Genomic DNA, 14,916 nt, shown 5'->3' with positions numbered 1-14,916 from the left:
GGCTTCACTTCCTCTTCGGTCTCAACAGCCTCCACAGCCTGGTACCCGGTCCGAGCCGGGGCTCCACCAGTGGAGCTGTCGTGATCACGAGCCTGCCCTTGGTGTTCGGCCTCGCCGCGACGCGGTGGGGCACGTCGTCGCCCCACCGGCGGGCCAGCGGCATGGGCCGCCCCTCGGTGCGCACCGGGATCTCGTAGGTCGACCCCGCGACATCGACGTAGACACGGACCCCCTTGGTGGCCCGGACCGCGGGGACCGGGACGCGGGCGACGACCTGTGTGCCGAGCCCGTCCGCGGTCGCCACCGCGGTGAAGTCGCCGGGGGCCGGAGGACGCCCGTCCCTGCCGGGCAGCCTGCGGGCGCCCGCCCGGTCCGCGCTCTGCGGCATGGCGCCCTGCACCAGGGCGACCACCACCGAGGTCACGTCCCCGACGACCCCGAGCCTGAGCCGCACGGCGAGCCGGAGGTCCGTCCCCGTCTGCTCCCAGTCGGCCGACTCGAACACCGTGCCCGCCGCGAGCCTGCCCGCCACCGTTTCGCCGAGGACCTCGTAGTACCGGTCGTCCAGCCCCACGCCGGGGTCCCTGAATCCCGGGTAGGCGGCGAAGGCGCGGCCGTCCTCCAGCCGGAAGGGCGGGGCTCCGGATGCGGCCTCGTCGGTGATGGCCCTGCTCAGGGCCTCCACGGCCCCGCGCCCGGCCAGCCCGAAGCGGACCCGGCGCCTCACGCCCGTACCGTCGCGCAGCGCGTCCGTGTAGTACGCGTCCAGCAGCACCGACAGCCCTTCGCACAGATGCCGCCTGGTATCGGTGGCGAGTGCGGGGAAGTCCGTCAGCATGAGCTTGGAGAGCTCCCAGGCGAAGTGCCGCGCGAGGAGCGCGTCCCGCTGCGGGCCGGCCGGGACGAGGCCCGCCGCGTGGTCCATGATGCGGGCGGTGCACCGCAGCCGGGACAGGTGGTCCGCCCGGTAGGTGATGTTGCTCGCGTCGCCGCGCTTGACGGCGTAGTAGCAGGTGTAGTCGGCGAGCACCGAGATCCTGCGGGCCCGGACGCAGGCCTCGATGGTGAACGGCTGGTCGCTGCCGACCGGCAGGTCCTCCTGGAAGCGCAGGCGGTGCTTCTCCACCAGCTCGCGCCTGAACAGCTTGGTGTTCGCCAGCGTGAACGGCAGGGGCGAGTCGTACAGACTGATGTCGGGGGCGTTCTCGGCGTACAGCTTCTGGTGCACGTACCGTCCGTCGACTCCGACCATCCGGCCTGCGACGACGTCCGATCCGTACGTGTCCGCGCAGGCCACCAGCCGCTCCAGGGCCTCTTCGCCCAGGTGGTCGTCGGCGCCCACGAAGTGGACGTAGCGTCCGGTGGCCCTTTCCAGGGCGCGGTTGCTCGGGGCGGCGGGTCCGCCCGAGTTGGGCTGGCGCAGCACCGTCACGACACCCGGGTAGCGCTCGGCGAACCGGTCGAGTTCGCCCGCACTGTCGTCCGTGGAGCCGTCGTCGACCGCGATCACTTCGAGGCGTTCCAGCCCGATGCTCTGCCCCACCAGGGAGTTCAGGCACTCCGTCAGGTAGGGCATCGTGTTGTACACGGCCACGATCACAGTGACGTCGGGGCACCCCGTCATGAGGTCACCGGCGCTGTCCGTTCACCCACCGGGGCGCGCGCCCCCTCGACGAGCCGGGAGTACACGCCGTCGAGGACCGCCGCCTGGGCCTCCCAGGTCCATTCCGTGAGCATGCCCGGCCGGTGGTAGGCGTCCCGGTAGCGCCGCGGGTCGGCGAGGACCGCGGTCACCGCCCGTACGTAGTCCGGGACGTCCTCCGCGGTGAAGACCTCTCCCTGCCCGGTGGTGGTGACCATCGCGCCCATCGTGCGTACGTCGCTGACGACGAGGGGCAGCCGTGCGTGGGAGTACTCGAAGAACTTGGTGATCAGGGCGATCTCGTGGTTCGGCCAGTGGTGGATCGGTATGACGCCGACGTCCGCCGCGGCCAGGTGGGGGACCACCTGGTCGTGCGGCACGTACGGCAGGATGTGCACCCGGTCCTGCACGGCGAGTGCCACCGCCCGCTTCTTCAGTGTCTGCATGTAGAGCGAGTTACCCCGTGGGACGATGAACGCCACGTGTATGCCCGGGAGTTGTGGCAGAGCCTCGACCATGATGTCGAGCCCCCGCTGTGGTGCGGCGGTGCCGCTGTAGACCGCCAGTGGCACCTGCGGGCCGATTCCGCACAGCGCCCGCAGTCCGGGAACCGGCTCGGCGGCCGCGTCCGCGGGAGCCGTGGCGTCGGGGGCGTTGAGCACCACCTCGGGGAGTTCGCTCAGCCCGTGGTGGTCGGCCAGCATCTGCGCGAGGGTGGCCGACACGGTCGTGACGGCGTCGGCGTACTTGGCGTGTTCCCGCTCGTGGGCACACTGGGCGACGTGCCAGCGGGGGTGCGGGTTCCAGGGCTTGATGCCGGGCAGGAACTCGTGTGCGTCCCATACGAGCCGTACGGTGCGTCCCCTGGCCTCGGCGCGGAGCTTGGCGCGCGCGCCGACCCCGAGCATCCGGAAGTCGTTGGCGTGGATCAGGTCGGGTTCGAGGGAGTCGACGACCTTGCCGTAGGCGAGCTCCAGATCCCACAGACCGGGGTCGAGCCGGCGCCAGGCCCGCTCCCCCATCGCCCGGACCCAGAACGCCGTGGTGAACCGGTCGAGCGGGGTGTCCATGTCCTTGCGGCGGCGCTCCAGCGCGGCGGTGTGCCGGGCGCGCAGCCTGACCCACCGGTGCATGCCCCGGGAGAGCAGCCGCCTCGGCAGCAGCCGCGTCCGGGCGACGGCGGAGCCGGTCCGTCCGGTCTCGATGACCTGGAGGTTGAGCTCGGCGCGCCACGCCTTCATCCGCTGCTTGCGGTATTCGGCCAGGGGGCCCGGCGGGTAGGCGAGCGGTGCGCGCAGTACGGCCCGGCGGTATTCGTGGCGGCGTCGGTGCAGGGGCGTCGGGACCGGTATCAGGCGCACCCGGGCCTCGCCCAGCCGCCAGCTCCTCGCCTTCCTGTCGGGTGACTTGCCCAGGAGCACCACGTCCCAGCCGGCCGCCGCCGCGGACAGGGCTTCCTTCTGCACCCGGGAGTCGCCCTTCACGCCGTTCTCGACCAGCATGACGATCTTCCCGCGCCGGGGCGCGTCGGCCGGACGGTCATGTTCCATGGCGCACCGCCTCCTCCGCTTCGAAGACCACCGTGCGACCGCTCCTGGCCGAGTCGAGCAGGGATGCGGCCACCTCCACGGTGCGCAGCCCCTGCCGCAGTGTGCAGATGTCGCAGGAGAGGCCCTGCACCGCGTCCCGGAAGAGTTCGTGTTCGACGAGCAGGGGCTCACGCTTGGGGATGGCGTAGCGGATCATGTCGCCCTCGGAGACCCCGCGGAAGGCGCTCAGGGCCTCCCACTCGGTGGTGACCGAGGCGTTCGAGTAGAACGTCAGGTCGGCGGTCAGGGTGTCGGCGATGAGGCAGCCCCGCTCGCCGGTGACCGAGGTGAACCGCTCCTTGAGGGGGCTCAGCCAGTTGACCAGGTGGTTGACCATGGTCCCGTCGGAGAGCCGGCCCACCGCGCTGACCATGTCCTCGTACGGCCGGCCTGACTTGGACACGGTGTGGGCGGCGATCGACACATAGCTCCGGCCGGTCATCCAGGCCGTCAGATCGATGTCGTGGGTCGCCAGGTCCTTGATCACGCCCACGTCGGCTATGCGGTGCGGGTAGGGGCCCTGGCGTCGGGTCACCACCTGGTAGACATCCCCGAGTTCGCCGGTCTCCAGGCGGCTGCGGAGCGAGCGCAGGGCGGGGTTGCACCGTTCGATGTGGCCGACGCCTGCCGTGAGGTTCCGCGACTCGAAGGCGTCCACGAGGCGCAGGGCGCCTTCGACGGAGTCCGCGAGCGGTTTCTCGACGAGCACGCGGACCCCGGCCTCGGCGAGCCTCAGACCGACCTCCTCGTGCAGGCCGGTCGGGCAGGCGACGACGGCGTAGTCGATGCCCATGGCCAGGAGGTCCTCGACGTCCGTCAGGACGGGAACCCCTTGCGCCCAGCCGTTCTTGTCGCCCAGCGGTTCGACGACGCCGACCAGGGTGACACCCTCCAGGGCGGCGAGCACGCGGGCGTGGTTGCGGCCCATGGAGCCGAGGCCGATCAGACCGGCCCGCAGTCCGGCGTTCACAGCACCACCTCCAGAGCGTTGACCGCGGCGGCCACCCGCTTCAGGTCCTCCGGTGTGAGGGACGGGTGCACGGGCAGGGAGACGACCTCGGCGGCGGCCCGCTCGGTCTCGGGGAGGTCCCAGACGCGGCCCGCCTTCCGGTCCGGCTCCCAGTAGGGCTTCAGACGGTGGATCGGCGTCGGGTAGTAGACCGAATGGCCGACGCCCGCCCGGGCGAGCTCCGCCATCGCGGCGTCCCGGACACCGGGGATGCGCACGGTGTACTGGTGGTAGACGTGGCGGGCGCCCTCGGCGACCGGTGGCGTGGTGACCCCGGGGACGGTGATGTTCGCGTCGAGGTAGGAGGCGTTGGCCCTGCGCTGCCCGGTCCAGTCCTGGATCCTGCCGAGCTGTACGCGGCCGACGGCGGCGGACACGTCGGTCATCCGCATGTTGGCGCCGATGACCTCGTTGGCGTAGCGCTGTTCCATGCCCTGGTTGCGCAGCAGGCGCAGGGTGCGGGCCAGTTCCGCGTCGCCCGTGCTGACCATGCCGCCCTCCAGGGCGTGCATGTTCTTCGTCGGGTAGAAGCTGAAGGCGCCGCCCGTGCCGAACGCGCCGACCGGGGTGCCGTTCAGTGCGGCGGCGTGCGCCTGGCAGGCGTCCTCGACCACGGCGATGCGGTGCTTGTCGGCCACGGGTATCAGCCGGTCCATCGCCGCCGGATGACCGTAGAGGTGCACCGGCATGACCGCGGCGGTGCGTGGGGTGATCGCGGCCTCCACCGCTGCCGGGTCGAGGCCGAAGCTCCCCGGCTCGATGTCGGCGAACACGACCTCGGCGCCGGTCAGACGCACCGCGTTCGCGGACGCCGCGAAGGAGAACGAGGGGACGATCACCTCGTCACCCCGGCCGATGCCCAGGGCGAGGAGGAGCAGGTGGAGGGCCGAGGTGCCGGAGTTGACCGCGACGCAGTGCCGCCCGCCCACCAGCCCGGAGAACTCCTCCTCGAAGGCGGCGACCTCGGGGCCCTGTACGACACGGCCGCTGCGCATCACACGGACCACGGCCGCGATCTCGGCCTCCCCGATGACGGGACTGGCTGCTGGAACCGGCTGCTCATCGGTGCTCGTCATCGACGACCTCCTTGACGAGTGCGCGGTTCGCGCGCTCCTCGCCCTGCCACACCAGGGTTGCATCAGATAATGACACATTAGACAGATAAGGGCAGAAGGGGTGATTCGCGACCATTGGTGCAGGGGAGGCCGGTGCAACGCATGTGTCCCGCCCCGAAGCTCTCGGGGCGGGACACATGCGGACGGACGAGCGTTACGCGGTCGTCAGGAGCTCGGCTACTCGCTCTCACCCGTACGCGCGGAAGCGGCAGCCGAAGGCGACGACTGCTCGGCGGCGACGGTCTTCTTCGCCGCTGCCTTCTTGGTCGTCGTCTTCTTGGCGGTGGTCTTCTTCGCGACCGTCTTGGCTGCCGTCTTCTTGGTGACAGCCTTCTTCGCCGTGGCCTTCTTCGCGGTCTTCCGCGCCGCGGTCTTCTTGACCGGGGCCTCCGACTCCTCGGTGCCGGGGGCATCGGTCGTGTCGGACTCGGTACCCGTGACCACCACGACCGCTGCCTCGTCGGCGCCGGCCGGGGATCCCGCCGGAGCGGTGGCCTTGCGGGTCGCACGGCGACGGGCACGCGGCGGGGCGGCGGGAGCGGACTCCGCGTCAGCCGCCGGAGCCTCGGGCGCCGTCACCTCCGGGGAAGCGGGTGCCTCCTCCGGGGAAGCGGGCGCCGGGGCCTCGACGACCGGGTCCTCGACCGCGACGGGCTCCGCCGCGGGCTCGGCCGGACGGACCGGCGGCGTCACATCGGCCTGCTTGGGCGAGCCCGCCGGGGCGGTCGCCTTCCGGGTCGCCCTGCGACGCGTACGGGCCGGAGGTGCGGCCTCGGTCTCGGGGGCGGCGGGAGCCTCCACCGGGGCCTCGGCCACCGGCTCGGGCTGCTGCTCCTCGACCTGCTGCTTCTCCTCGACGGCCGGGGCCGCCGGGGCGGACTCGGCCACCGGTGCGGGTGCACCGGCCGGAGCCGTGACCTTACGGGTCGCACGCCTGCGGCCACGGCCGCGCGACGCCGCCGCCTCGGCCTCGGCCGGGCTGCTGTACAGCTCCTCGTCCGCGACGAACTCCGGCTCGGGCAGCGCCACCGGGGCGGCGACCTCGGCGGCCACCTCCGCCTCGGTCTCGGCCTCGGCGTGCTGCTCGGCGTGCTCGTGGTCCTGGGCGTGCTCGTGCTCGTGCCCGGCGCCACCGCGGCCGCGCTTCTTGGACCGCTTGCCACCGCCGCCACCGGCCGCCGTGGGCTGCTCCATGTGGACGATCACACCGCGCCCGTTGCAGTGGACGCAGGTCTCGGAGAAGGACTCCAGCAGGCCCTGGCCCACCCGCTTACGGGTCATCTGCACCAGGCCCAGCGAGGTGACCTCGGCGACCTGGTGCTTCGTACGGTCACGGCCCAGGCACTCCAGCAGTCGCCGCAGCACCAGGTCCCGGTTGGACTCCAGCACCATGTCGATGAAGTCGACGACGACGATGCCACCGAGGTCGCGCAGCCGCAGCTGACGCACGATCTCCTCGGCCGCCTCCAGGTTGTTCTTGGTGACGGTCTCCTCGAGGTTTCCGCCCTGGCCGGTGAACTTGCCGGTGTTGACGTCGACGACGACCATCGCCTCGGTCTTGTCGATCACCAGCGAGCCGCCGCTCGGCAGATAGACCTTGCGGTCCAGCGCCTTCATCAACTGCTCGTCGATGCGGTACGTCGCGAAGACGTCGACCTCGGAGGCCCAGCGCGACAGGCGGTCGCTGAGGTCCGGCGCCACGTGCGAGACGTAGCCGTGGATGGTCTCCCAGGCGTCGTCACCGCTGACGATGACCTTCGAGAAGTCCTCGTTGAAGATGTCGCGGACGACCCGGACGGTCATGTCCGGCTCGCCGTAGAGCAGCGTCGGCGCGTTGGAGCTGCTGGTGTTCTTCGACTTCTTCTGGATCTCTTCCCACTGGCCCTGCAGCCGCTCGACGTCGCGGCGGAGCTCGTCCTCGCTCGCGCCCTCGGCGGCGGTGCGCACGATGACGCCCGCGTCCTCGGGGACGATCTTCTTGAGGATGGTCTTCAGCCGGGCGCGCTCGGTGTCGGGCAGCTTGCGGCTGATGCCGGTCATCGAGCCCTCGGGCACGTAGACCAGGTAGCGGCCGGGCAGCGAGACCTGGCTGGTCAGGCGGGCGCCCTTGTGGCCGATCGGGTCCTTCGTCACCTGGACGAGGACGGACTGGCCGGACTTGAGCGCGGTCTCGATGCGGCGCGGCCCGTGGGCCATGCCGAGCGCCTCGAAGTTGACCTCGCCGGCGTACAGGACGGCGTTGCGGCCCTTGCCGATGTCGACGAAGGCGGCCTCCATGGACGGCAGGACGTTCTGCACCTTGCCCAGGTAGACGTTGCCGACGTAGCTGGTCGCCTGCTCCTTGTTGACGTAGTGCTCGACGAGCACGTTGTCCTCGAGGACGCCGATCTGGGTGCGCTCGCCGCTCTGGCGGACGACCATGACGCGCTCGACGGCCTCGCGGCGGGCCAGGAACTCGGCCTCGGTGATGATCGGGACGCGACGGCGGCCCTGCTCACGACCCTCGCGGCGGCGCTGCTTCTTGGCCTCCATACGGGTCGAGCCCTTGATGGACTGGACCTCGTCGAAGCCGGTGCCGGGCTCGCGCTCGGCCTCCTTCTTACGCGGCTCGCGGACCTTGACGACCGTGCGCTCCGGGTCGTCGGCGCCCGTGCTCGTCTCCTCGCCGGAGGCGTCCCCGCTACGGCGGCGACGACGGCGGCGGCGACGGCTGCTGCTGGAGCCGGAGGAGGACTCGTGCTCGCTCTCGTGCTCGTCCTCGTCGTCGTCCTGCGCCTGCTGCTCGTCCTCGGAACGGTCCACGGCGGCGTCGTCCTGCTGCTCCGCGTCGTCCGTGTCGTTGGCCTCACCGCGACGGCGGCGACGGCCACCACGACGGCGACGGCGGGAGGGCCGGTCCCCGTACTCGTCCGTCTCGTCGCCCTCGTGCTCGGCGTCCGTCTCCGTCTCTGCCTCGTGCTCGTCCTCGACGGGCGCGGCGGCCGCGGCGGGCTGCTCGGCCGGAAGCGTGACCGGAGTCGCGGCGGGCTCGGTCTCGACGGCTTCACCGCGACGGCGGCGGCGACGGCGCGAGCCACCCTGAGGCGCGGATTCTGCTGCCTCGGCGGGGACCGCGGCCTCGGCGGCCTGCCTGGCCTCGGCCTTGCGCGGCGCACGGTCCGTACGGTCCGCGGGCTTCTGCTCCTCGAAGTCGTCGCTCTCGTCGTGGGCCGGGGTGGAACCCACGGCGGCAGCGGCGGCAGCCGCGGTCTCCGGGGTCTGGAACATCGGCTCGGCGAAGACCGGGGCCTGGAACACGGCCACGGCGGGGCGCGTCGCACGACGGCCCTTGCGGGTGGGCTCCTCGGTCTTCCCGGTGAACTCGGGACGGCCCGCGGCGGCGGTGGCCCGGCGGCGCTGGCGGCCTCGCGGCGCGGCTTCCTCGACCTGCTCGGACTCGGAGGCGAGTTCCTCGGCCACTGCGGCGGGGAGGTCCTCGCCCTTCTCGGCGGCCGCCTCGGCGACCTCCTCGACGGGCTGCGGGGAGCCGGCCGGGGCCGACGCCTTACGGGAGGCGCGGCGGCGCGTGCGCGCCGGGGCGGCTGCCTCGGCGGCGGGCGCCTCGACGGTCTCCTCGGCGCGGGTGGACTCGGCTGCGGCCTCGGCGGCCGGTTCGGCCACGATCTCGGCCGGGGTCCCGGCGGTCTGGGTGCCCTGCGGCGTACCGGCCGGAGCCGACGCACGGCGACGGGCACGGCCTCGCGGCGCGGCGGCGGGCTCGGCCGGGCTCTCGGCGGCCTCGACGGCGGGCTCGGGGGCCTTCACCGGCTCGGCGGCGACGGGCTCCTGCGCGACGGCCTCGACCGGCTGGGGGGCGCCCGCCGGAGCGGTGGCCTTACGGGTGGCACGGCGGCGAGGGCGCGACGGAGCGGCTTCCGCGACGGGCGCCTCGACGGTCTCCTCGGCCTCTTCGGCCTCCTCGTCGACCGGGGCGGTCTCGACGACGGGCTCCACGACCTCGGCGGCCTCCTGCGGCGCACCGGCCGGAGCGGTCGCCTTACGGACCGCACGGCGACGGGCACGCGCCGGCGGCGCGGCCTCGGCGACGGGCTCGGCCGGGGTCTCGACGGGAGCGGCGGCCGTCTCGGCGACGGGCTCCACGACCTCGGCGGCACCCTGCGGCGCACCCGCCGGAGCGGTCGCCTTACGGACCGCACGGCGACGGGCACGCGCCGGCGGCGCGGCCTCGGCAGCGGGCTCGGCGGGGCTCTCGTCGGCAGTGGCCGGTATGGCCGGCGTGACGTCCTCGGCGGCGGCAGCACCCGGCGCGCCGGACGGCGGGCCGGCGGGGCGGGACGCCGCGCGGCGCCTGCGGCGCGGCGGCAGCTTGTCCCCAGGAGCGTTGTTGTCCTCGGTGTTTGCGGGGGTTCCGGTCGTACCGGATTCGTTCGGCTCGTGCATGCGGGCGGTTCTCCCGTCGCGCTCCCGGGCGCCACGCCTGATTCCGGTCCGACGCGATTCGCGCGATGTGCGCGATACCGCCGTCCGGGGCGCGGGCGCCGCACGGGAGCTGATGTCTGGCTCGCCGGTTCCGTACGCATGACGCACGGCCTGGCGAAAGTCTTATGGGGCGGTGCGCGGCCCGACCCAGGTGGCTCCCGAGTCCAAGGGCTGCGCTACAACGACCGCCTTACGCGGAACCTGCACCTTCCGGCGCCGTCGCGGCGGCGGCCGGATCGGCCGTGGATACGGCCGGGGCTGCCTCGCGGTCGGGCGCGAGCGGGTCGGTCACCGTGCCGGACTCCTCGTCGAAGAGCCCCTGCGCCAGCCTGGTCACCGCTGCGGGGACCGGCGGCGTTAGGTCGGCCACAGCTCGGAGACCGGACAGGACGTCGTCGGGTCGCACGGCAGGTGTCACGTGCCGCACTACCAGGCGCAGTATCGCACAGGGCGTGTCCCCGGACCTATCAGGCTGTGGATCAAGGGCCTGCAGGCCGGCGACGGCCGCACGGGCGTCGAAGCTCCGCATGCCGTTCTTCGCACGGCGCTGGACCTCGACGGTCTCGGCTGCCAGGAAGGCGGCCACGGCCTTCTCCGCGTCCTGGACGGTGACCCCGTCCAGCCGCATCTCCCACACGGAGGCGGTCAGCCGGTCGGCGAGGCCGGAGGTGCGGGCCTCCACCGCGTCGATGATGTCGAGGCCCGTGGGCATCGACGCGTCGAGCAGTCCGCGCAGCGTGTCCGGATCCCGCGCCTCGGTGAGGGCGATCTCCAGGAACTCGGCCTCACTGCCCGTGCCCGTGGGGGCGGCGTTGGCGTACGACACCTTCGGGTGGGGGGTGAAGCCCGCCGAGTAGGCCATGGGCACCTCGGAGCGGCGCAGCGCCCGCTCGAAGGCACGCTGGAAGTCTCTGTGACTGGTGAACCGGAGGCGGCCCCGCTTGGTGTAGCGCAGTCGGATGCGCTGCACCGCCGGTGCGGGCGGCGGGCCTTCGGGCTGTCGCTTGCCCAGTGGTTCTTCTCCTCGGTGCGGGGCGGCCGCGGTGGCGTGCCGCCCACGAAGTACGGGGTGCCCCGGGGTGCCGCTCCGGCTCACCCCCGCTCGACGGTTTTGTCGGCAAGCAGGGAGATCTCGGGCGCGGGCGCCGCGCTGGGGACAGTCGTTGTCCTACCCAGGGTACGCGCAGCGGACCCTTCGAGTTCCCGCGCGTTCTTGGCCTGCGGTGTTCCCACCAGCGCACGCCAGGCGTCCCTGCGCGCCGTCCGAAGGGTCTGACGGGCCGAGGCCAGGGCTCCGCGGGCCGCGCGTCCCGCCTCCACCGCGACGCGCTTGACCGGCGCCCCGACCGTGTCGCGCAGGAAGTGCCCCACCGGTGTGCACACCGTGCGGTAGGTCCAGGCAACCGGTGCGCCGACCAGGTGCCACGCCAGCCAGGCCAGGACGCGGCCGACGGCGCGCGAGATGTAGCCGGCGACCCGCCAGGCGACGCCCACGGCTGCCACGATCTCGCGGCCCACCGGGGCCAGCACACGCCGGTGGAGCCATACGAGGGGCGAGACGAGCAGCGCCATGACCAGCCATGCCGCGCCGGCCCACACCCCGAGCACGGCGGCGGCCAGCCCGCGCCCCAGCATCGTCAGCACCCACGCCGCACCGTGCCCCACCGGGGTCAGCACATACCGGTGGACCCAGAGGAGCGGCGCCACGACCAGGTGGACGACGAGCCAGTACGCCGCGATGCCGATCGGCTTCAGTGCGTACCGCCAGGCGCCGATGGCCGGCCACACCAGGAGCAGGGTGACGAGTCCGGTCACCGCCGGGACGAGGAGCCTGTCGTACACCCACCGCAGCCCGTGTCCGGCGGGGGTGAGCACGGCCGAGTGGAGCCACCTCAGCGGAACGAGCACGCCGTACCGGACGACGGGGACGACGACGTACCGCCACAGACCGACCCAGGGCCACACCAAGAGGGCCACGGCCAACCGTCCGAGGGCCCGGCCGACCGGGGTGAGCACCTGGTCGTACACCCACTCCAGCGCCCTGCCCAGGGGGCGCAGCAGCACCCGCTCCGCGAGGCGGCCGCCCGCGACGAGCAGGTCCCAGACCATGCGTACGGGCAGGACGAGGACCAGCACGACGATCCTGACCGGGATTCTGACGAGGGTCGTCAGGCAGCCTTCCCCGCCTTCGTACGGCGCGGGCGTGCGGTGCTTCTCGAGGTCCATGCCCTGAGAGACGCGAACGCCCGGCCCGGAGTTTCCCGGGCCGGGCGTTCGTCACCGGGCTGTCACCCTGAGGGGCTACTTCACGACGGTGAGCGGCAGGAGCTTCTTGCCGGTGGGGCCGATCTGGATGTCCAGGTCGAGCTGGGGCAGATAGACACACGGCTAAATCCATAGCTACTCTCCGAGCCATGAAGACGTACGACATCGAAGCCGAGTGGACCGCTCCGGACCTGGCTCTGCTCAAGGAGCTGAAGAAGGCGGAGGCTCTGCTTCCTGCGGACGCCCCGCGCGCTCTGCTCTCCATCCGCCTGTCCGTACTTACGGAGGACACCACCTCGCCGGTGCGGCAGGAACTCGACCTTCGCCTACTGGCCAGGGACAAGGGGTACCGCGTCGTCGGCGTCGCTTCCGATCTCAACGTCTCGGCGACGAAGGTTCCACCGTGGAAGCGCAAGGAGCTCGGCGAGTGGCTGAACAACCGATCACCCGAGTTCGATGCTCTGCTCTTCTGGAAGCTCGACAGATTCATCCGCCGCATGTCGGATCTCTCCACCATGATCGAGTGGTGCCAGCGGTACGGAAAGAACCTGGCCTCGAAGAACGACTCGATCGACCTTGAATCCACTGTCGGTCGGATGATGGTCACGCTCATCGGGGGTATTGCCGAGATCGAGGCGGCGAACACGTCGACCCGCGTCGCTTCGCTCTGGGACTACACGAGGACTCAGGACGCGTGGCTCGTGGGCAAGCCCGCGTACGGCTTCGTCACAACGAAGGTGAAGGGAAGATCAGCCCTTGCCATCGACCCTGTCGCACAGAAGGCGTTGCAGTGGGCGCGCCGCATGGCGCTGCGGGGAGTGTCAGCCCGGCGCATGTCTGTATGTCTCGTACGCGCCGGCCTCATGTCCGAGGGGCTCACTACGACGACTCTCCTCCGTCGCCTCCGCAACCCAGCACTCATGGGTTATCGAGTGGAGGAGAACAAGAACAAGGGTGTGCGCCGCTCCAAGCTGATCCTCGGACACGACGGCAAGCCGGTCAGGGTGGCGGAACCGATCTTCACCGAGGGCGAATACAACGAACTCCAAGAGGCCATCGACCGGCGCGGCAAGAACCAGCCCCAGCGTCAGACGCACGGCGCGACGCAGTTCCTCGGCGTACTGGTCTGCGCCGACTGCACGTCCAACATGACAGTGCACGTCACGTCCAACAAGTTCGGCCAGTACCGATACCTCCGGTGCCAGAAGTGCAAGAGCGGGGGGCTCGGCGCACCGGACCCACAGGGCGTGTACGACGTCCTGGTGGGCGATGTGCTGCGGGTGCTCGGCGACTTCCCCGTGCAAGTCCGCGAGTACGCCCAGGGCGCTGAGGCTCGGGCCGAGGTGAAGCGGCTCGAAGAGGCCATCGCCTACTACATGAAGGAACTTGAGCCGGGAGGCCGCTACACGAAGACGCGGTTCGCTCAGGAGCAGGCAGAAAAGACGTTCGACAAGTTCTCAGAGGAACTGAGCGCGATCGATCCCGAGACCACGCAGGACCGATGGACCCTGATCCACAACGGCAAGACGTTCCGTGAAGCATGGGAGTCCGGAGGCATGGAGGTCATGGCCGAGGATCTCCGCCGCGTCGGCATTACCTGCGAAGTCACGCGCACCAAGGTCAAGGGCGTGCGTGCACCCGCCGTCCATCTGCGTCTCAAGATTCCCCGTGACGTACGCGAACGGCTCGTCATCAAGAGCGACGACTTCGCAGCGAAGCTCTGACAACAAGGACGGGGAGAGGCTCGGCTTGACAGTCGAGCAACCCGCCACGTAGGAATACTTCCCCGCTCTTTGACGGAGCGGGGACCGTAGCTCCCATCGTTCAGCGGTGGTAGAGCTGGCCACTCCGCGAGAGGCCGCGATCCCGAGGGGCTCGCAGGGACGTCGAGGGACTCCCGAAGCGCAGGACGGAACTGCGCGACTTCCACCCGGCGAGACGCGGCTACGTGCTGCGCTCCATCGACAGGAGTCGCGAACCTTTGAACATCACGAGCGAAATCGTCTGGACCTGTGAGGCGTGTGCGTCACCCCTCATCGATGGACACGCCCACACCTGCGGCCCCAACGACGGCAGCCGCGACCAGTGACTATCAACTTCGGTCATGACCGCCCGTGGGGCGGGGTCTCTCAGCACGAGTACCGACGCATGGCGCAGGACCATGGGCACCCGCTCGCGTACCGAGTCCACTTCGCCGCCATCGGATGGGCCGACCGCCACGGACACGCAGCGTTCGAGCCTGGCCGACTGGCCGCACTGCTCGGCAAGGACGGCAAGCGACTGTCCGACCAGAGCGCCCGCAACGCGGTGGCACGCGCCAAGGATCTCCACCTCATCTCACCCCGTTCCGGTGCGGCCTGCCTGGTGCTTCCGCCTCATCTATTCCAGAAGGCCAAGGGTGCGCCCGTGCCCTGCCGTCTCCACCAGGACAGGTGACCGCACACCGTGCGTGCAGTGAGAGCATGTCTCGCGTGTGCCGACATGGCATCTGACCTGCGCGAACGTTCACGCCCTCTCTTATCTATTTGGCCCCAGTGCAGGCCCCTTCGGGGCCGACAGAGGAATCCTCTTGACCCAGCGGCGAAGGGAAGCAGGGCGCGGTAGCGCCCACCAGGAGTAGGGCAACGGCGAAGGAGTAGGCGATAGGGGGCGGCTCCGCCGCCACAGTCCGAAGCTGCTTCACCAGTGCGGCCCCTAAGGGCCGATAGATCGAAGGCCCAGGCCCTCTCTATCAGCCTTGGGTGAGACATCCCGTCTTGTCGGGTTAGCCTGAGAGGGCACGGTAGGAGAAGCACCCCTTATGACCAGCATCGAACC

At 71.2% G+C, this 14,916-nt stretch carries 9 protein-coding genes; 2 read left to right on the top strand and 7 right to left on the bottom strand.

The window, feature by feature from the left end; genetic code table 11:
• Positions 1 to 4: 4 nt before the first annotated feature.
• From ACIRD8_RS00045 to ACIRD8_RS00015, 7 genes are all read right to left on the bottom strand, one after another.
• The gene (locus tag ACIRD8_RS00045) at positions 5 to 1,624 is read right to left on the bottom strand and encodes a glycosyltransferase family 2 protein (RefSeq protein WP_403984333.1); all 1,620 of its coding nucleotides are present in this window, start codon (positions 1,622 to 1,624) and stop codon (positions 5 to 7) included.
• On the bottom strand, positions 1,621 to 3,192 hold the full coding sequence (locus ACIRD8_RS00040; RefSeq protein ID WP_403984331.1) for a glycosyltransferase: 1,572 nt from the start codon (positions 3,190 to 3,192) through the stop codon (positions 1,621 to 1,623). Before ACIRD8_RS00040 ends, ACIRD8_RS00045 begins: the two co-directional genes overlap by 4 nt.
• On the bottom strand, positions 3,182 to 4,201 hold the full coding sequence (locus ACIRD8_RS00035; protein WP_403984329.1) for a Gfo/Idh/MocA family protein: 1,020 nt from the start codon (positions 4,199 to 4,201) through the stop codon (positions 3,182 to 3,184). Before ACIRD8_RS00035 ends, ACIRD8_RS00040 begins: the two co-directional genes overlap by 11 nt.
• On the bottom strand, positions 4,198 to 5,316 hold the full coding sequence (locus tag ACIRD8_RS00030) for a DegT/DnrJ/EryC1/StrS family aminotransferase (RefSeq protein WP_403984327.1): 1,119 nt from the start codon (positions 5,314 to 5,316) through the stop codon (positions 4,198 to 4,200). Before ACIRD8_RS00030 ends, ACIRD8_RS00035 begins: the two co-directional genes overlap by 4 nt.
• Before the next feature lie 216 nt (positions 5,317 to 5,532).
• Positions 5,533 to 9,795 (bottom strand): Rne/Rng family ribonuclease, encoded by a 4,263-nt coding sequence (locus ACIRD8_RS00025; protein ID WP_403984325.1) that lies wholly within the window; start codon positions 9,793 to 9,795, stop codon positions 5,533 to 5,535.
• A gap of 229 nt (positions 9,796 to 10,024) precedes the next feature.
• Positions 10,025 to 10,804: a TIGR03936 family radical SAM-associated protein gene (locus ACIRD8_RS00020; protein ID WP_403984323.1), complete on the bottom strand. Its 780-nt coding sequence runs from the start codon at positions 10,802 to 10,804 to the stop codon at positions 10,025 to 10,027.
• 122 nt (positions 10,805 to 10,926) lie between these two features.
• Positions 10,927 to 12,060 (bottom strand): hypothetical protein, encoded by a 1,134-nt coding sequence (locus tag ACIRD8_RS00015; protein ID WP_403984321.1) that lies wholly within the window; start codon positions 12,058 to 12,060, stop codon positions 10,927 to 10,929.
• 188 nt (positions 12,061 to 12,248) lie between these two features.
• Between ACIRD8_RS00015 and ACIRD8_RS00010 the strand changes: the two genes are divergently transcribed.
• On the top strand, positions 12,249 to 13,823 hold the full coding sequence (locus ACIRD8_RS00010) for a recombinase family protein (protein ID WP_403984319.1): 1,575 nt from the start codon (positions 12,249 to 12,251) through the stop codon (positions 13,821 to 13,823).
• A gap of 424 nt (positions 13,824 to 14,247) precedes the next feature.
• Positions 14,248 to 14,535: a hypothetical protein gene (locus ACIRD8_RS00005; RefSeq protein ID WP_401158158.1), complete on the top strand. Its 288-nt coding sequence runs from the start codon at positions 14,248 to 14,250 to the stop codon at positions 14,533 to 14,535.
• The last annotated feature ends 381 nt before the right edge of the window (positions 14,536 to 14,916 follow it).

Origin of the sequence: Streptomyces sp. NPDC102451 (assembly GCF_044765485.1) — a bacterium.
GTDB lineage: Bacteria > Actinomycetota > Actinomycetes > Streptomycetales > Streptomycetaceae > Streptomyces.
Note: the sequence above shows the minus strand (reverse complement) of the source record. Positions and strands in the feature narration are given on the sequence as shown.